14 protein-coding genes are annotated in these 17,503 nt (G+C 72.1%); 10 read left to right on the plus strand and 4 right to left on the minus strand.

The window, feature by feature from the left end:
• The first annotated feature begins 287 nt into the window (after window positions 1-287).
• Window positions 288-2,036, plus strand: a complete 1,749-nt coding sequence (locus ABD981_RS31250) for an MFS transporter (RefSeq protein ID WP_046909501.1) — start codon at window positions 288-290, stop codon at window positions 2,034-2,036.
• 40 nt (window positions 2,037-2,076) lie between these two features.
• Here ABD981_RS31250 and ABD981_RS31255 read toward each other — a convergent pair whose 3' ends face one another.
• On the minus strand, window positions 2,077-2,514 hold the full coding sequence (locus ABD981_RS31255; RefSeq protein ID WP_046909500.1) for a cell division protein SepF: 438 nt from the start codon (window positions 2,512-2,514) through the stop codon (window positions 2,077-2,079).
• Between the two features lie 288 nt (window positions 2,515-2,802).
• Between ABD981_RS31255 and ABD981_RS31260 the strand changes: the two genes are divergently transcribed.
• Entirely contained in the window at window positions 2,803-4,035 is a 1,233-nt protein-coding gene (locus ABD981_RS31260) for a DUF5685 family protein (protein WP_046909499.1), read from the plus strand.
• A gap of 54 nt (window positions 4,036-4,089) precedes the next feature.
• Here the strand turns inward: ABD981_RS31260 and ABD981_RS31265 are convergent, their stop codons facing one another.
• Both ABD981_RS31265 and ABD981_RS31270 read right to left on the minus strand, forming a co-directional pair.
• Complete coding sequence (locus tag ABD981_RS31265) at window positions 4,090-5,064, minus strand: ABC transporter substrate-binding protein (RefSeq protein WP_046909498.1); 975 nt, start codon at window positions 5,062-5,064, stop codon at window positions 4,090-4,092.
• Window positions 5,061-5,540 (minus strand): GNAT family N-acetyltransferase, encoded by a 480-nt coding sequence (locus ABD981_RS31270; protein ID WP_046909497.1) that lies wholly within the window; start codon window positions 5,538-5,540, stop codon window positions 5,061-5,063. The genes ABD981_RS31265 and ABD981_RS31270 overlap by 4 nt, the downstream gene beginning before the upstream one ends.
• A 415-nt stretch (window positions 5,541-5,955) precedes the next feature.
• Here ABD981_RS31270 and ABD981_RS31275 point away from each other — a divergent pair, with 415 nt between their 5' ends.
• The 8 genes from ABD981_RS31275 to adhE all read left to right on the plus strand — a co-directional run bounded on the left by ABD981_RS31275 (window position 5,956) and on the right by adhE (window position 16,280).
• Window positions 5,956-6,807 carry an amino acid ABC transporter permease gene (locus ABD981_RS31275; RefSeq protein WP_046909496.1) on the plus strand — a complete coding sequence of 284 codons (852 nt, stop codon included), beginning with the start codon at window positions 5,956-5,958 and terminating at the stop codon, window positions 6,805-6,807.
• The gene (locus ABD981_RS31280; RefSeq protein ID WP_046909495.1) at window positions 6,804-8,657 is read left to right on the plus strand and encodes an FAD/NAD(P)-binding protein; all 1,854 of its coding nucleotides are present in this window, start codon (window positions 6,804-6,806) and stop codon (window positions 8,655-8,657) included. The genes ABD981_RS31275 and ABD981_RS31280 overlap by 4 nt, the downstream gene beginning before the upstream one ends.
• A 68-nt stretch (window positions 8,658-8,725) precedes the next feature.
• The gene (locus ABD981_RS31285; protein ID WP_046909494.1) at window positions 8,726-9,631 is read left to right on the plus strand and encodes an amino acid ABC transporter permease; all 906 of its coding nucleotides are present in this window, start codon (window positions 8,726-8,728) and stop codon (window positions 9,629-9,631) included.
• Window positions 9,628-10,443, plus strand: a complete 816-nt coding sequence (locus tag ABD981_RS31290; protein WP_240495325.1) for an amino acid ABC transporter ATP-binding protein — start codon at window positions 9,628-9,630, stop codon at window positions 10,441-10,443. The genes ABD981_RS31285 and ABD981_RS31290 overlap by 4 nt, the downstream gene beginning before the upstream one ends.
• A gap of 75 nt (window positions 10,444-10,518) precedes the next feature.
• Window positions 10,519-11,502: an ABC transporter substrate-binding protein gene (locus ABD981_RS31295; RefSeq protein WP_046909493.1), complete on the plus strand. Its 984-nt coding sequence runs from the start codon at window positions 10,519-10,521 to the stop codon at window positions 11,500-11,502.
• A gap of 24 nt (window positions 11,503-11,526) precedes the next feature.
• Window positions 11,527-12,324: a DUF1684 domain-containing protein gene (locus ABD981_RS31300; RefSeq protein ID WP_046909492.1), complete on the plus strand. Its 798-nt coding sequence runs from the start codon at window positions 11,527-11,529 to the stop codon at window positions 12,322-12,324.
• A 238-nt stretch (window positions 12,325-12,562) separates the two neighbouring features.
• Window positions 12,563-13,462 (plus strand): S1 family peptidase, encoded by a 900-nt coding sequence (locus ABD981_RS31305; protein ID WP_046909491.1) that lies wholly within the window; start codon window positions 12,563-12,565, stop codon window positions 13,460-13,462.
• A gap of 223 nt (window positions 13,463-13,685) precedes the next feature.
• Window positions 13,686-16,280 (plus strand): bifunctional acetaldehyde-CoA/alcohol dehydrogenase, encoded by a 2,595-nt coding sequence (gene adhE / locus ABD981_RS31310; RefSeq protein WP_046909490.1) that lies wholly within the window; start codon window positions 13,686-13,688, stop codon window positions 16,278-16,280.
• Window positions 16,281-16,342: 62 nt separating this feature from the next.
• On the opposite strand, the gene ABD981_RS31315 is transcribed toward adhE, so the two are convergent.
• Window positions 16,343-17,380: a membrane protein gene (locus tag ABD981_RS31315; protein ID WP_046909489.1), complete on the minus strand. Its 1,038-nt coding sequence runs from the start codon at window positions 17,378-17,380 to the stop codon at window positions 16,343-16,345.
• Window positions 17,381-17,503: the final 123 nt, after the last annotated feature.

The raw sequence follows: 17,503 nt of genomic DNA on the forward strand, positions 1-17,503 counted from the left end.
TCTGCCCTATTGCCGAGCGGGTGTTTCCGGAAGTCTGTTTGAGGTCCCGGGGAATGCCGGGGCAATTGGCCGAACGGCCTTCCGCGCGGAATTCCATGCGACGCGCGGCGCGGCCCGAGTGGCGTACGCCACACTCCGCGGCCCGCCGGGGTGAGAGCTGCGCCACGCGCTCGGGCCTTGAACTCGCGTACGCTGACGGCTCACTCGCCCGTCGATGCCGGGCCGCCCCGGGGTCCGGCCCCGGCAGGTGCCCGCCGAGCGCGAGGGCTTCACTGGGAGGTACGTACATGACGCGGACGAACACGGCCGGAGCGCGGCTCCGAACCGCTGCCGGCGGCGCCAACCGCTGGGTCGTCCTCGTCGTCCTCTGCGTCAGTCTGCTGCTCGTCGCGCTCGACGCGACCGTGCTGCACGTCGCCGTCCCCTCCCTCACCGAGGACCTGCGCCCCAGCTCCACCGCGCTGCTGTGGATCGTCGACGCCTACCCGCTGATCTGTGCCTCGCTGCTGATCCTCTTCGGCACGCTCGGCGACCGGGTCGGCCGCAGACGGGTGCTGCTCCTCGGTTACGCGCTGTTCGGCATCGCCTCCGTGGTCGCCGCGCTCGCCACCACCCCCGAGGTCCTGATCGGCGCCCGGGCCCTGCTCGGGGTCGGCGGCGCGATGATCATGCCCGCCACGCTCTCGATCCTCCGCGCGGTCTTCCCCGACCGGCGCGAGCGGGCCACCGCCATCGGCGTCTGGACGGCGGTCGCCGCCATCGGCGCCGCCACCGGGCCGGTGCTCGGCGGCTTCCTGGTCGAGCACTACTGGTGGGGTTCGGTCTTCCTGATCAACATCCCGCTGATGGCGCTGATCCTGCCGCTCGGGCGCTGGCTGCTGCCCGAGTCCAAGGGCAGCGGCGACGGCCCCTGGGACGTGCTCGGCGCGCTCATGGCCGCCGCCGGCGTCCTCGGCGCCGTCCTCGGCGTGAAGCGGCTCGGCGCGGGCGATCCCCCGCTCACCCTGGCCACCGCGGGCCCGCTGCTGATCGGCGCCGCCCTCCTCGTGCTCTTCGTGCGGCGGCAGAAGCGGCGCGCCCACCCGCTGATCGACATGCGGCTGTTCTCCCGGCCGGCCTTCACCACCTCGGTCGGCTGCATCGTGCTGGGCATGCTGGCCCTGGTCGGCCTGGAGCTGATCGCCGTCCAGTACCTCCAGCTGATCCTCGGGCTCAGCCCCCTGGAGACCGGGCTGCGGCTGCTGCCGCTGACCTTCGCCGCCATGGCCGCGGGCGCCACCGGCTCGTACACGCTGCGCAGGATCGGACCGCGCCGGATGGTCGGCTGGGGCTTCGTGCTGACCGCCGCCGCGGTGCTGCTGCTGGTCCTCATGGGACAGCACGACCGCCCGCTGCTGCTCACCGTCGGCTTCGTGCTGCTCGGCTTCGGGCTGCAGACCACGCTCTTCTCGGCCTACGAGTCGATGCTCAGCGAGGCGCCCGTGGAGAGCGCCGGCGGCGCCGCGGCGATCGGCGAGACCTCGTACCAGCTCGGCGCGGGCATGGGCATCGCGCTGCTCGGCAGTGTCATGAACGCGGCCTACGCGCCCGGTCTCGGCGGGCTGCCCGGGGTGCCGGCGGATGCCACGAAGGCCGCCGCGAACTCGCTCGGCGAGGCCTACCAGGTGGCGGAGCGGCTCGGCGGCCCGGCGGGGGCGGCGCTGCACCAGGCGGCCCGGCACGCCTTCGTGAACGGCCTGCACGTGACCCTGTTCGTGAGCGCCGGGCTGCTGCTGCTCGGGGCGCTGATGGCGCTGCGGCTGCCGCGGGTGATGGAGTGCGCCGCGGACCAGGAGCCGGAGCCGGTCGCGGAGCAGGCGGCGGTGACCGGGATCGCGGGGCCCGCGGCGGTGACCGGCCGGGAGACCGGGCCGGAGGCCGTGCGAGGGGCGGCGGTGGACGGCGCCCCGGAGGCGGGGCCAGCGGACCGCGCGCCGAAGGTGCCCGGGAGCCGCGAGCCCGCCGAGCCGGCCGGCTCGGCCCGGCCCCGGTCCTGAGCCAGGACCGGGCCGGAGGCGAGCCGAGCCCCGGTGGGGGTCAGCTCTGGTTGAAGAAACCGTCCTGCGACCGTCCGGCGGACTCGCCGTTGACGATCTGCGTGTCGGCCGGGGTCAGCAGGAAGACCCGCGTGGCCACCCGCTCGATCGAACCGCGCAGGCCGAAGGCGAGACCGGCGGCGAAGTCGACCACGCGCTTGGCGTCGTTCGGCTCCATCGCGGTCAGGTTCACGATCACCGGGACGCCGTCCCGGAACAGCTCGCCGATGCCCCGGGCGTCCCGGAACCCGTCGGGGGAGACGGTGGCGATCCGACGGCCGTGCTCCTGCGCCGTGTCGGTCGCCACCCGCACCCGCGGGTCCGTCACCCAGGCGTCGCTGCCGTTCTCGGCACCGTCGGCGTACTCGTCGTCGTAGTAACGCTCGTCGTTGTCCTCGACGAGTCCCAGCCAGGCACTCGCCTTGCGCACCGATCCCATGGACGCCTCCTTTCAGCGCGGTCACTTGTGGTTCCGCAATCCCTATCGTCGTCCATGATGCGGATCGTGCGCCAAGTGGATAGTCGGCGCGCAGGGGATTCGTGACGGTACTGGTGCAGAACGTGAGGTTCGAAAACTGGCGATTCGTCAGGGATCTTGCGGTATGCCGGGCGTGACGGGGGGTCGGACGGGGGGCGCGCAACTTAAAATACGAATGTCGGGCCGGAAGGGTGACGACGGAGGCGTACGGGTGAACCGTCGCACCAGGGGGCCACGGGGGAGAATGTCTTGTTCGGAATCGTCAGACCCTGCACGCACCGCCTCACCGAGGGGCTCAAGACCGAGTGGATGGCCCATCTCTGCGGCCTCTGCCTGGCACTTCGCTCCGACCACGGGCAGCTCGCCCGGGTGGTCACCAACTACGACGGCCTGATCGTCTCGGTTCTGACGGAGGCTCAGACCGGCGCCACCGCGGCCGGCCGCCGCACCGCCGGCCCCTGCCCGCTCCGGGCGATGCGGACCGCGCCCGTCGCCCGGGGCGAGGGCGCGCGGCTCGCCGCCGCCGTCTCCCTCGTGCTGGCCTCCGCCAAGGTCCGCGACCACGTCGCCGACCGGGACGGCCTGTTGGCCCGCCGCCCGGTCGCCGCCGCGGCCCGCCGCGTCGCCCGCTCCTGGGACCGGGCGGGCGCCCGCACCGGACGGGCCCTCGGCTTCGACACCGCCGTCCTGGTCGACGCCGTCGACCGGCAGACCGGCATCGAGGCGCTCGCCGGGCCCGGCACCCCGCTGCTCGCCGTCACCGAGCCGACCGAGACCGCGACCGCCGCGGCCTTCGCGCACACCGCCGTCCTCGCCGGCCGCCCCGGCAACGCGGCACCGCTCGCCGAGGCCGGACGGCTCTTCGGGCGCCTCGCCCACCTGCTCGACGCCGTCGAGGACCAGGCCGCCGACGCCGCCGCCGGATCCTGGAACCCGCTCACCGCGACCGGGACCTCCCGCGCGGAGGCCCGCAGGCTCGCCGACGACGCGCTGCACGGCATTCGGCTCGCGCTCAAGGACGCCGAGTTCGCCGACGGACGGCTCGCCCACGTCCTCCTCGCCCACGAGCTGCGCACCTCCGTCGACCGGGCCTTCGGCACGACGAGCTGCGCCCACGGCGCGCCGGGGCCGGGACAGCAGCCGTACGGGCCTGTGCCGGGGAACCCGTACGCGCAGGCCGGGCCGTACGGGCCGGGCGACCCGCTCGCCAAGCCGGGCGGCCCCGGTGGCCCCGGCGGGCCGGGCGGGATGCCGCCCTTCGGCGGGGGCGGCGGTGGCGGCGGGCCGCACCGGCCCGAGCCGCGCGGCTTCCTCGCCGGCTGCGCCGCCTTCACCTGGCTGTTCTGCACCTGCCAGATCTGCTGCGCCGAGAAGTACGAGGGCCCCTGGTCCCGCAAGAAGCGCGAGGGCTGCTGCCACAACTGCGACTGCGGAAACTGCGACTGCGGAAACTGCGACTGCTGCTGCCCCTGCGACTGCTGACCGTCCCTCAGCGGCCGCCGGGCCCCGGTGCGGCGGGGTCCGGCGGCCGGTGCGTCACTTCGTCGGCGCCGGGATCTCCGGCGGGGAGATCCGCGACTCGGCGATGCCCGAGGCGGTCACGCCCCACTTCTTGAGGATCCGGTCGTAGGTGCCGTCCGCCTTCAGCCCGTTCACCGCGGCCTGGAAGGCGGGCGTGAGCGCCGAGCCCTTCTTGAAGGCGAAGCCGACGTCCAGGCGCCGGTACTCGTTGAGGAACTTCGTGCCCGGCTGCTGGGTCACCGCGTACCGGATGCCGTTGATCGTGCTCATCAGCACGTCGCTGCGGCCCTGCTGGAGCGCCAGCCAGGCGGCGGAGGTGTCGGAGAAGACGTTCACCTCGTACGGCTCCTTGCCGGCCTTCCCGCACCGCTCCTTGTTCTTCTCCAGGGTCCGCTCGAAGGTGGTGCCCGCGCCGGTGGCCACCTTCAGACCGCACAGCCGGGTCAGGTCGGTGATGTCGGTCAGCTTGGTGTCGGCGCGGGCCGCGAAGCCCTGCCCGTCGTTGATGTAGGTGACGAAGTCGATCGTCTTGCGCCGCTCCTCCGTCACACCGAAGTTGCCCATGCCGAGGTCGTACTTGCCGCTGCCGAGCGCGGGCAGGATGACCTCGAAGCCGGCGATCTCGGTCTTCACCTCCAGGCCCAGCGCCTTCCCCACGGCCTGCGCGAAGTCGGCGTCCAGCCCGACGACGGTCTTCCCGTCCGGCAGATAGGCCGAGCTGGGCGGGGTGCCCACCGAGGTGGCGAGGGTCAGACTGCCGCGCTGTCTCACCTCGGCGGGCAGCAGCTTCGCCGCCGCTTCGTTCTTCTTCACCCCCGCCGCCACGTCCTCCTTCGGGAGCGCGGCCTGCGCGCCCCCCTTCCCCGCCGCGCCGGCGGGGGCCGCCACCGGCTCCCCGGTGCCGCAGGCCGTGAGCGCCAGGCCGGCCGCGGCGGTCAGGGCGAGCAGGGCGGTGGTGCGCTTCGTACGGGTGCTGCGCTGGGTGCTCATGGCTTCGGGGTCTCCAGGTACTTCTCGAACGGCAGCGGCCCGATGGACTCGGGGTCGGCGGCGACGTCGAAGAGCGGGCGGTATCCGGTGGCCAGGTAGAGGCCCTTGGCCTCGGGCTGGCGCGGACCGGTGGTCAGGTAGATCCGGCGGTAGCCGCGGTCGGCGGCCTCGCGTTCCAGGACGGTCAGGACCCGGCGGGCGAGACCGCGCCTGCGGTGTGCCGAGTGGGTCCAGATCCGCTTCAGTTCGGCGGTGTGCTCGTCGTAGCGGCGGTAGGCGCCGCCCGCCACGGGCCGCCCCTGCTCCAGGAGCAGCAGGAAGGCCCCCTGCGGCGGGGCGAACTCCTCCGCCGGATAGCGGCTCAGGTCGTCCGAGGAGCCGTACCGGGTCGTGTACTCGTACGCCAGCTCGTCGAGGAGCGGGCGCGCCAACGGGTCGGTGGTCGTGGTCCGGTGCACGGACAACGCGAAGGTCATGGATTTCCTACGGAACAAGTAGGGAAAAAGGCGAAAGGCGGGGCAGGACGAGGGGAGTCGAGCTCAGGCACTCACGGACGTGCGGAAGTGAAGGCGCCGCGGGACAACAGCACGCGGGCGGGAGGCAGCAGGGGGTCGGCTCAACAGGAAGAGGACCACACGCGACCGAAGTCGATGTGGGAGCGCGTGACCAGCCACTGCTGCGAATTCATGGCCCAAGTGGAACAGGCATCCGTTTCCCCGTCAACCAGGATGAGACGAACGGCTCACACTGCGGACGGACTTGACAGCACTCCGTGCCCGCCGACTACGTTGAAAGGGCGGACCGTGCTGAGGGGCTCGGATCCGCGGCTCACCGCGCGTGAAGGCGCACTCCCGTGTTCGATCCGTCTCTGGCATCCACGGAGCCTTCGCCATGTCCGCGATCCTCACCAAAGCCCCCGTCACGGCCCCGCCCGACGAAGAACCCGCCCCGCGCATCGTCCCCGCCCGCCGCACCGGCCAGTGGACCGCGGCCGCGGCCGTCCTCGTCCTCGTCGCGCTCGGCCTCGTCTCCGTCGCCACCAACCGCGCCTTCCAGTGGGACGTGGTCGCCGACTACTTCACCTCGACCTCCGTGCTGCGCGGACTCGGCCTCACCCTGTGGCTGACCGCCCTCGTGATGGCCCTGGGCTTCGTCCTCGGCACCCTGCTCGCCGTCATGCGGCTCTCCATCAACCCCGTGCTGCGCGCGGTGAGCTGGGGATACGTGTGGTTCTTCCGGTCCACGCCGATCCTGGTCCAGCTGCTGTTCTGGTTCAACATCGGGGTGCTCTACCCGACCGTCCTCGGCGTCAGCACGGTCAATCTGCTCGGCCCGGTCTCCGTCGCCGTCATCGGCCTCACCCTGCACGAGGCCGCCTACGCCGCCGAGGTCGTCCGCGGCGGCGTCCTCTCCGTCGACCGCGGCCAGATCGAGGCCGCCCAGTCGCTCGGCCTCGGGCGCACCCGCCGGCTCACCCGGATCGTGCTCCCGCAGGCCATGCGCGCCATCGTCCCGCCCGCCGGGAACATGCTGATCGGCACCCTCAAGGGCACCTCGATCGTCTCCGTCATCGCCGTGCAGGACCTGCTCTACTCCGTCCAGCTCGTCTACCACGCCACCTACCAGGTCGTCCCGATGCTCCTGGTCGCCACCCTCTGGTACGTCCTGGTCACCTCCGTCCTCAGCGTCGGGCAGCACTACGTCGAGCGGCACTACGCCCGCGGGACGGCGGGTGCCCGGTGAACCGGCCGCACACCGAACGCCGCTCGCTGGTCGTCGTCGGCGCCGGGCCCCGCGGCACCGGCTTCCTCGAACGGCTCGCCGCCAACCTGCCCGAGCTGTACGGGGACCGGCCCCTCGACCTGCACCTCGTCGACCCGCACCCGGCCGGCGGCGGCCGGATCTGGCGCACCTCCCAGTCCCCGCTGCTGTGGATGAACTCCCAGGCCGAGGACGTCACCATGTTCACCGACGAGACCGTCACCATCGACGGACCCGTACGGCCCGGACCCACCCTCGCCGAATGGGCCGGCCTCGACGGCCGCACCTTCCCCAGCCGCCCCCAACAGGGCGCCTACCTGCGCTGGGTCTACGAGCGGGCCCGCGCCGCGCTGCCGGCCTCCGTCACCGTGCACGAGCACCCCACCACCGCGCTGCGCGTCACCGGGCCCCGCGACGGCCGCCAGCGGGTCTGGCTGGACGGCCACGCCGTGCCGCTCACCGCCGACCTGGTCGTCCTCGCCCTCGGCCACCTCGACGCCCACCCCGACGAACGCCAGCGCGAGCTGGCCGACTTCGCCGACCGGCACGGCCTCGTCCACCTGCCGCCCGACTTCACCGCCGACACCGACCTGTCCGCGCTTCCCGCCGGGGAACCCGTCCTGGTGCGCGGCTTCGGCCTCGCCTTCGTGGACCTCATGGTGCTCCTCACCGAGGGCCGTGGCGGCCGATACGAGGAAGACGCCGGGGACACCGCGGGCTCCGGCCGGCTCGTCTACCGGCCGTCCGGCCGCGAGCCGGTGCTCTACGTCGGGTCGCGGCGGGGCGTCCCGTACCACTCCAAGATCGGCTACGAGCTCGACGGCGAACGCCCGCCGCTGCCGCGCTTCTTCGGGCCCGCCGAGGTCGACGCGCTGCTCGGCGGCCCCGGCCCGCTGGACTTCCGCAGGGACGTCTGGCCGCTCGTCGACAAGGAGCTCGGCTGGGCCCACTACCACCGGCTCTTCGCCGCGCACCCCGAGCGGACCGCCGTCGCCTGGACCGACTTCGAGGAGAAGTACGCGGCCGCCGCCCCGCGCTCGCCCGAACTCGACGCGCTGGTCGCCGCCGCCGTGCCCGACCCGGCCGACCGGCTCGACCTGGACGCCCTCGACCACCCGCTGGAGGGGGTGCGGTACGAGTCCGCCGACGCCCTCCAGGACGGGCTGCGCGCGTACATAGCCGCCGACCTCGACCGCCGCCACGACCCCGCCTACAGCACCGATCTGGCCGTCTTCGGCGCGGTCCTCTCCGTCTATGGGCAGCTGCTGCGCTTCGGCGACATCGGCGACCCGGGCAACTGGTGGCACGGCTTCTTCAGCTACCTCGCCTCCGGCCCGCCCGGCCCCCGGCTGCGGCAGCTGCTCGCCCTCTCCGACGCCGGGATCGTCCGCTTCCTGGGCGCGGACGTCACCGTCACGACCGACGAGGAGCGGGGCGTCTTCCGCGCCTCCTCCACGAGCCTGCCGGGGGAGTGGACCGAGGCCCGCGCCCTGGTCGAGGCCCGGCTGCCCGATCCCACCCTCGAGCGCACCGGCAGCCCGCTGCTGCGCGCCCTGTACGAGGCCGGCGCCCGGGCCACCGACGCCGGGCTGCTCGCCGTCGACCCGGACGACGGCCGCGTCCTGGACCGCGACGGCCGCCCGCACCCGCGGCACTTCGCGCTCGGCCCGCACACCACCGCCCGGGCCGGCGGCGCCTTCACCCGGCCGCGCACCGGCGGCTTCGCCTTCCGGCAGAACGACCGGACCGCCCGCACCGCGCTCGCGCTGCTGCGCGAGCTGTCCTGTCCGGAGCCCGCGCACGCGCCCGAGCCCGCGCCGCTGAGCGCCTAGCCCGTCGGCCGTCCACCCGCTCCTCCCGCCCCGCCCTTCCCGCCTCCTCCCCGTACCGAGGTACGCCCATGTCTCTCACCAGCGACCCGCCGGTCGACGCGCCCCCGCGGCCGGCCGGCGCGGCCGAAGCCGCCGATCCCGCCGACCCCGCCGTCCTCAAGGTGGTGCCCGTGCGCCACCCCTGGCGCTGGGTCGCGGTCGTCGCCACCGCCGTCGTCCTCGCCCAGTTCCTCAACGGCCTGATCACCAACCCCGGCTGGGAGTGGGACGTCTTCGCCCGCTTCTTCACCGCCGACGCCATCCTCAAGGCCGTCTGGGTCACCCTCCAGCTGACCTTCTACGGCACCGCCCTCGGCTTCGCCCTCGGCATCGTGCTCGCCTTCATGCGGCTGTCCGCGAGCCCCTTCCTCAAGGCGGTCGCCTTCGGCTACATCTGGGCCTTCCGCTCGATCCCGCTCATCGTCCAGCTGCTCTTCTGGTTCAACCTGGCCTACCTCTACAAGGAGCTGAGCTTCGGCATCCCGTTCGGGCCGAGCTTCTTCGCCTTCGACACCATGGGCCTGGTCGGCGCGATGAGCGCGGCCGTCCTCGGCCTGGCGCTGCACCAGGCCGCGTACGCGGCGGAGATCGTCCGCGGCGGCGTGCTCGCCGTCGACGGCGGCCAGCTGGAGGCGGCGGCCTCGCTCGGCATCCCGCGGCTGCGGCAGCTGCGCCGGATCGTGCTGCCGCAGGCCATGCGCTCGATCCTGCCCAACGCCGCCAACGAGATCATCTCGCTCTTCAAGGGCACCTCGATCGTCTCCGTGATGGCGATCGGCGAGCTCTTCTACCAGGTCCAGGTCGTCTACGGCCGCAACGGGCGGGTCGTCCCGCTCCTGATGGTCGCCACCGCCTGGTACATCCTGCTCACCACGGCGCTCTCCATCGTCCAGCACTACGTCGAACGTCACTACGCGAAGGGGAGCACCCGATGAGCACCGCCGCACCCGAGACCGCCGCACCCGAGACCGCAACACCCGGGCACGCCGAGAACAAGGTCCGGATCCGTTCCGTGCGCAAGAGCTTCGGCGCCCTGGAGGTCCTGCGCGGGATCGACCTCGACGTCCGCCCCGGCGAGGTCACCGTCATCCTCGGGCCCTCCGGTTCCGGCAAGTCCACCCTGCTGCGGACCATCAACCACCTGGAGAAGGTCGACAGCGGCTCCATCAGCGTGGACGGCACCCTGGTCGGCTACCGCCGCTCCGGCGACAAGCTCTACGAGCTGCGCGAGCGCGAGATCCTCAAGCAGCGCACCCGGATCGGCTTCGTCTTCCAGAACTTCCACCTCTTCCCGCACCTCACCGTCCTGGAGAACATCGTCGAGGCCCCGGTCTCCGCCCTCAAGCGCCCCCGCAAGGAGGCCGAGGCGGCGGCCCTGGCGCTGCTCGAACGGGTCGGGCTCGCCGACAAGGCCAAGGCGTACCCCAAGCAGCTCTCCGGCGGACAGCAGCAGCGGGTCGCCATCGCCCGCGCGCTCGCCCTCGAACCGAGCCTGCTCCTCTTCGACGAGCCGACCTCCGCGCTCGACCCGGAGCTGGTCGGCGAGGTGCTCGACGTCATCAAGGACCTGGCCGCCTCCGGCACCACGATGATCGTCGTCACCCACGAGATCGGCTTCGCCCGCGAGGTCGCCGACACGGTCGTCTTCATGGACGAGGGCCGGATCGTCGAGCAGGGCACGCCGGCCGAGGTGCTGGAGGCCCCGCAGCACGAACGCACCCGCGCCTTCCTCTCCAAGGTCCTCTGACCCCCGCTCCTTCTCTTCTCTTCTCTTCTCTTCGTTCCCTTCGTCCGTCCATCCCTCGACACCGGGAGTCCCGTCATGTCCGTATGCCGCCGTCCGCTCGCCGTCGCGCTCGCCTCGCTCACCGCCCTCGCCTCGCTCACCGCCTGCGGTGCCAGTGACGCCGCCACCGACCAGGTCGTGCCCAAGGGCCAGAAGGGCGCGGGCAGCTCGATCAACCTCGGCCCGGACCAGAAGCGCATCCACACCGCCAAGGTGGACGCCATCGCCGCCAAGCTGCCCGAGGCCGTGCGCAAGCGCGGCACGCTCTCGCTGGGCGTCTCCACCGGCAGCGCCCCGCCGCTCGGCTTCTACGCCACCGACGACAGAACGCTCATCGGCGTCGAGCTCGACCTCGCCACGCTGGTCGCCGACACCCTCGGCGTGAAGCCCGAGTTCTCCGCGGTCTCCTGGGAGAACCTCTTCGTCGGCCTGGACAGCGGCAAGTTCGACGGCGTCTTCTCCAACGTCACCGTGACCGAGGAGCGCAAGGACAAGTACGACTTCGCCACCTACCGCCTGGACGACCTGGCCTTCGAGGCGAAGAAGGGCTCCGGCTGGAAGGTGAAGGGCCCGGCCGACGTGGCGGGCAAGTCCATCGCGGTCGGCTCCGGCACCAACCAGGAGAAGATCCTGGTCGACTGGAGCAAGGAGAACGAGAAGGCGGGCCGCAAGCCGGTCGACATCAAGTACTTCCAGAACGTCTCCGACTACTACCTGGCCCTCCAGTCCGGCCGCATCGACGCCTACCTCGGCCCGAACCCGAGCGCCGCCTACCACGTGGCCGCCGCCGGGCAGACCGAGATCGTCGGCAAGTTCTCCGGCGCGGGCGCCGGGCTCCAGGGCAAGATCGCCGCCACCACCAAGAAGGACAGCGGCCTCGTCGCCGCCTACGCCGACGCGCTGAACCACATCATCCAGAACGGCACCTACGCGCAGGTCCTCCAGCGCTGGGGGCTGAGCAGCGAGGCCGTGCCCGCCTCGGAGATCAACCCGCCCGGCCTGCCCCGGACCAAGAACTGACCCGGTATGGAAAGGTTTCCCACCATGAGCACGGATGCATCGCAGGACCGGCAGGACTGGCAGCACTGGCACGAGCAGCGGGACGCGGCGGTCGCCTCGGCCTACGGACCGCTCTCGCTGACGGGTACGTACTGGCTCTCGGACTTCCCGGAGGGGCGAATTCCGGCCGTTCCCGGTGAGTGGCGCGCGGAGGACGACGAGGTGGTCCTGACCGCCGGCGCCGAGGACGCGGTCACGGTGGACGGGAAGCCGCTGATCGGCAGCGTCCGGCTCACCGCCGACCACGGCCCGATCCACGAGTCCCGGGCCGAGTCGGCCGGCCGCCGGCTGGTCGTGCTGCGCCGCGAAGGGGAGTGGGCGGTACGGGACTTCGACCCCGAGTCGGAGGCCCGGCGCGCCTTCCGGGGCATCGAGGCCACCCCGTACGACGAGGCGTGGGTGCGGCCCGGAGTGTTCCGTCCGTACGGCGAGGACCGGCACGTCCGGGTGGAGAACGCGGACGGCAAGGAGCGCGGTCTCGGTCTCGCCGGTGAGCTGGTCTTCGACCTGCACGGCGCCGAGCACAGCCTCCAGGTGGCCGTGGAGGAGGACGGCACGCTCTGGGCGGTCTTCGCGGACGCCACCAGCGGGCGGGACAGCTACCGCTTCCGCTTCCTGCGGCCGCCGGCCCCGGCGGCGGACGGTTCGGTGACCGTGGACCTCAACCGGGCGCTGCTGCCGCCCTGCGCGTTCGCCGCGCACTTCATCTGCCCCTTCCCGCCGCCGGGCAACACGCTGGACACGGCGGTCGCGGCGGGGGAGCGGCGGCTGATCGGGAGCTGATCGGGGGCTGATCGGCTCCGTACGGGCGGCACCCGGGGCTCCGGCTCCGGGTGCCGCCCTTTTGTGCTTCTTCAACACCCTTGGCCCACACGGCAGTTGAAGGCTGTACGGCCGAAAGGTGCCCTTGCGGCGTGAAGCCGTGCGGCCCGAGACTCCCCCACAGCGCCGGCCCAGGGCCGCGCCTCACGGGTCCGACACCCCACTGCGGACCCCCGATTCCCCTCTGGAGGAACGAGAAGTGAGGACCAAGCGCACCACCCCCACGAGAAACATCCGGATGCTCGCCGTCGCGACCGGTCTCGCCGCCGCCGCGGCGTTCGCCGTCCCCGCCGCGAACGCCGACTCCGCCGTCCAGGCGGGCACCTTCAGCGCCACCCAGCTCACCGCCGCGGGCGACGCCGTCCTCGCGGCCGACGTCGCGGGCACCGCCTGGCGCGTCGACCCGGCCACGAAGACGGTGGTCGTCACCGCCGACTCCACCGTCTCGCAGGCCGACATAGCCAGGATCAAGCGCCAGGCCGGCACCAACGCGGGCGCGCTGCGCATCGAGCGCACCGCCGGGAAGTTCAACAAGCTGATCTCCGGCGGCGACGCCATCTACGCGAGCAGCTGGCGCTGCTCGCTCGGCTTCAACGTCAAGGACAGCGCGGGCAACTACTACTTCCTCACCGCGGGCCACTGCACCGACGGCGCGGGCACGTGGTGGTCCAACTCCTCCAAGACCACCGTCCTCGGCACCACGGCCGGGTCCAGCTTCCCGACCAACGACTACGGCATCGTCCGCTACACCAACACCTCGGTGACCAAGTCCGGGACGGTCGGCAGCGTCGACATCACCAGCGCCGCCAACGCCACCGTCGGCATGTCCGTCACCCGGCGCGGCTCCACCACCGGCACCCACGGCGGCACGGTGACCGGCCTCAACGCCACCGTGAACTACGGCGGCGGCGACATCGTCTACGGCATGATCCAGACCAACGTCTGCGCCGAGCCGGGCGACTCCGGCGGCCCGCTCTACTCGGGCAGCCGCGCCATCGGCCTCACCTCGGGCGGCAGCGGCGACTGCAGCTCCGGAGGGACGACGTTCTTCCAGCCGGTGACCGAGGCGCTGAGCGCGTACGGGGTCAGCGTCTTCTAGGCGGGACCCGCGCTCTCCCCGCGGTCTTCGCGGTCTCCTCGGGTGCCCTCGGCGGACGCGCCGGGGGCACCCCCTTCCAAGATCTTGTGAATCCATTCACAAAAGGACTTCCGGCCCCGTCCCTCGGGTCTTTCATCGCCTCTTCTCGCAGGTCACCGGGTGTCGAATGGGAGGTGAAGGAAATCAACGGGACCACGAACGGGACCAAGAAGGAGTGCCTGCCATGGAGGCCAAGGAGATGGTGGACGGACTCGTCCAGGCGGCCCTCGCCGCCCTCGACACGTTCGAGACCCTCGACCAGGAGCAGGTCGACCACATCGTGAAGAAGGCCTCGCTCGCCGCCCTGAGCGCCCACGGGGAGCTCGCCCGGCTCGCCGTCGAGGAGACCGGCCGCGGCCTCTTCGAGGACAAGGCCGTCAAGAACCTCTTCGCCTGCGAGCACGTCACCCACTCGATGGCCGGGCTCAAGACCGCAGGCGTCATCAGCCGCGACGAGCTGAACGGCATCACCGAGATCGCCGAGCCCGTCGGCGTCGTCTGCGCGATGACCCCCGTCACCAACCCGACCTCGACCACGATCTTCAAGGCGCTGATCGCGCTGAAGACCCGCAACCCCATCGTCTTCGCCTTCCACCCCTCCGCGCAGAACTGCTCGGCCGAGGCCGCCCGGATCGTCCGCGACGCCGCCGTCGAGGCCGGCGCGCCCGCCGACTGCGTGCAGTGGATCGAGGAGCCGTCCATGGCGGCCACCGGCGAGCTGATGAACCACGAGGGCGTCTCCACCATCCTCGCCACCGGCGGCAACGCGATGGTCAGGGCCGCCTACTCGTGCGGCAAGCCCGCCCTCGGCGTCGGCGCCGGCAACGTGCCCGCCTACGTCGCCAAGGACGCCAAGCTCCAGCGCGCGATCCACGACATCGTGCTCTCCAAGGCCTTCGACAACGGCATGATCTGCGCCTCCGAGCAGGCCGTCGTCCTCGACCGGGAGGTGTACGAGCAGGGCATCGCCGAGTTCGAGCGGCTCGGCGCCTACGTCGTCACCGCCGCCGAGAAGACCAAGCTGGAGGAGTACGTCTTCGGCACCACCGCCTACGCCACCAACTGCGGCGGTGCCAAGCTCAACGCGGCGGTCGTCGGCAAGTCCCCGCGGTGGATCGCCGAGCAGGCCGGCTTCGAGGTCCCGGAGAACACCTCCATCCTCCTCGCCGAGTGTGCCGAGGTGGGCGAGAGCGAGCCCCTCACCCGCGAGAAGCTCTCCCCGATCCTGGCCGCCCTCAAGGCCGACTCCACCGAGCACGGCCTCGACCTGGCCGCCCGCATGGTCGAGTTCCACGGCCTCGGGCACAGCGCCGCCATCCACACCGAGGACGAGGCGCTGGCCGAGGAGTTCGGCAAGCGGGTCAAGGCGATCCGGGTCATCGTCAACGCCCCCTCGACCTTCGGCGGCATCGGCGACGTCTACAACGCCTTCCTGCCCTCCCTCACCCTCGGCTGCGGCTCGTACGGACACAACTCCGTCTCCGACAACGTCACCGCGGTCAACCTGATCAACGTCAAGCGGATCGGACGGCGCAACACCAACATGCAGTGGTACAAGATCCCGCCGAAGATCTACTTCGAGCGCAACGCCATCCGCTACCTCGGCGAGATGGAGGACGTCCGCCGGGTCACCATCGTGACCGACAAGACCATGGGCGCCATCGGCTTCGTCCAGAAGGTCACCGACATCCTCAACGGGCGCACCGAGCCGGTGACGATCCAGGTCATCGACAACGTCGAGCCCAACCCGGAGCTGGCCACCGTCCGGGCCGGCGCCGCCGCCATGCGGGACTTCGGGCCGGACACCATCGTGGCCCTCGGCGGCGGCTCGCCGATGGACGCGGCGAAGATCATGTGGCTGATGTACGAGCGGCCCGAGGTCGAGTTCGCGGACACGAAGGAGAAGTTCTTCGACATCCGCAAGCGCGCCTACCGCTTCCCGAAGCTGGGCGAGAAGGCCAAGCTGGTCGCCGTCCCGACCACCTCGGGCACGGGCAGCGAGGTCACTCCGTTCGCGGTCATCTCCGACCCCGAGGCGGCGCAGAAGTACCCGCTCGCGGACTACGCGCTCACCCCGGACGTGGCCATCGTCGACCCGGTCCTCCCGCTGAACCTCCCGCCGACGGTGACCGCCGACTCCGGCTTCGACGCCCTGACCCACGCCACCGAGGCGTACGTCTCGGCCTACGCCAACGACTTCACCGACGGCCAGTGCCTCCAGGCCATCAAGCTGATCTTCGAGAACCTGGAGACCTGCGTGAAGGAGGGCGCCAAGGCGCCCGAGGCCCGCGAGAAGATGCACAACGCGTCCACCATCGCCGGCATGGCCTTCGCCAACGCCTTCCTCGGCCTGGTGCACGCCATGGCCCACACCCTGGGCAACACCTTCCACGTGGCCCACGGACGCACCAACGCCCTGCTGCTGCCGCACGTGATCCGGCACAACGGCACCGTGACCCACAAGGCCGTGCCGTGGCCGAAGGCCGAGGTCTACCGGGCCCCGGAGCGGTTCCAGGAGATCGCCCGTACGCTGGGCCTGCCGGCCGCGACCCCGGAGGAGGGCGTGGAGTCCTACGCCCGCGCGGTCGAGGAACTGCGCGAGAAGTGCGGCATCCCGGCCTCCTTCCAGGCGGAGGGCGTCGACGAGGCGGCCTTCCTGGAGGCCCTGCCGCAGCAGGCGATGAACGCCTACGCCGACCAGTGCGCGCCCGCCAACCCGCGGATGCCGATGATCGACGACATGAAGGCGCTGATGACCCGGGCGTACTACGGGAAGTAGGCGCCCCCGCACGGAAGGGCCCCCGGTCACCGCGACCGGGGGCCCTTCCGCGTGCCCACGACCTAGGGGCGGACCTCGCCGACCTCCGCGGCGATCGGCTCCGCCCCGGGCTTGCGCTTCAGCGAGGACATCACCAGCGTGACGACCGAGCCGACCAGTGCCCAGGAGGAGAGGATCAGCAGGGAGCCGAGGACGTCGTTGCCCTTGAAGTACGCGATCGAGCGGGCCACCCAGGTGCCCGCGCCCGGTGGCAGGGCCGGGCCGATCGCGTTCCAGAACGGCGGCAGCATCGGCAGCGGGAAGGCGCCGCCCGCGCTGGGGTTGCCCGCGACCACGATGAGCAGGATCGCCAGGCCGATGCCGACGATCCCGAAGACCGACTGCAGGGCCAGGGTGGCGGCGCCGACCGCGAAGACCACCAGGGCGCCCAGGCCCCACAGGGCGGCGACGCTGCCGGGCAGGGCGCCCAGGATCGGGCCGACGATGATCGCGCCGCCGAGGCCGCCGAGGACCGAGTAGACCGCGAGCGTCCCGAGCCGGATGACCGCCCGTTCGAGGTTGGCGGGGCGCGAGCCGGCGCTGATCGCCAGGATCGCGGCGCAGATGTACCCGCCGACGCACCAGCCGACGACGAGGTAGAACGCGGAGAGCCCGTCGAAGTCCTTGGGGGAGGCCGGGGCCACGTCGACGGTCCGCACCGCGCGGCCCTGGGCCCCTTCGAGGGTCGTGAACATCTTCTGCAGGGTGGAGGAGAGCACGGTGCCGCCGCCGGAGGCGACGAGCAGGGTGTCCGTGCGGCCCGCCGGGTCGACGATCAGGGCCCCGTCGATGTCCCGGTTCAGGATCTGGTCCCGGGCCGCGTCCGCGCTCGCGACCGTCCGCGGGTCGAGCGGGTCGTCCGGCAGCTTCTCCAGGCGTTCCACCAGCGGGCCCGCGACCGGCTGCGGGGCGACCACGCCGAAGGGGACGTCCCGGGGCTTGGGATCGTGCAGGGCCCCGACGTACGAGGCGATGAACAGCATCTGGAGGGCGAAGACCCCGACGACCAGCAGGGCTGCTCGGGGGGTGACGGCGCTCTTCAGTTCGTCGACGAGGCTCATGCCCCCCAGGCTCGACGGAGAGGGGTGTCGGCGCAGGTGGGACGGGCCCGAACGGGTTATCGCACGGGCGTTCGAAAATGAGCTACGCTGGGACCGAGGGGGGGTGGGAACGTACGTACGAAT

Origin of the sequence: Streptomyces showdoensis (assembly GCF_039535475.1) — a bacterium.
Taxonomy (GTDB): Bacteria; Actinomycetota; Actinomycetes; order Streptomycetales; family Streptomycetaceae; genus Streptomyces; species Streptomyces showdoensis.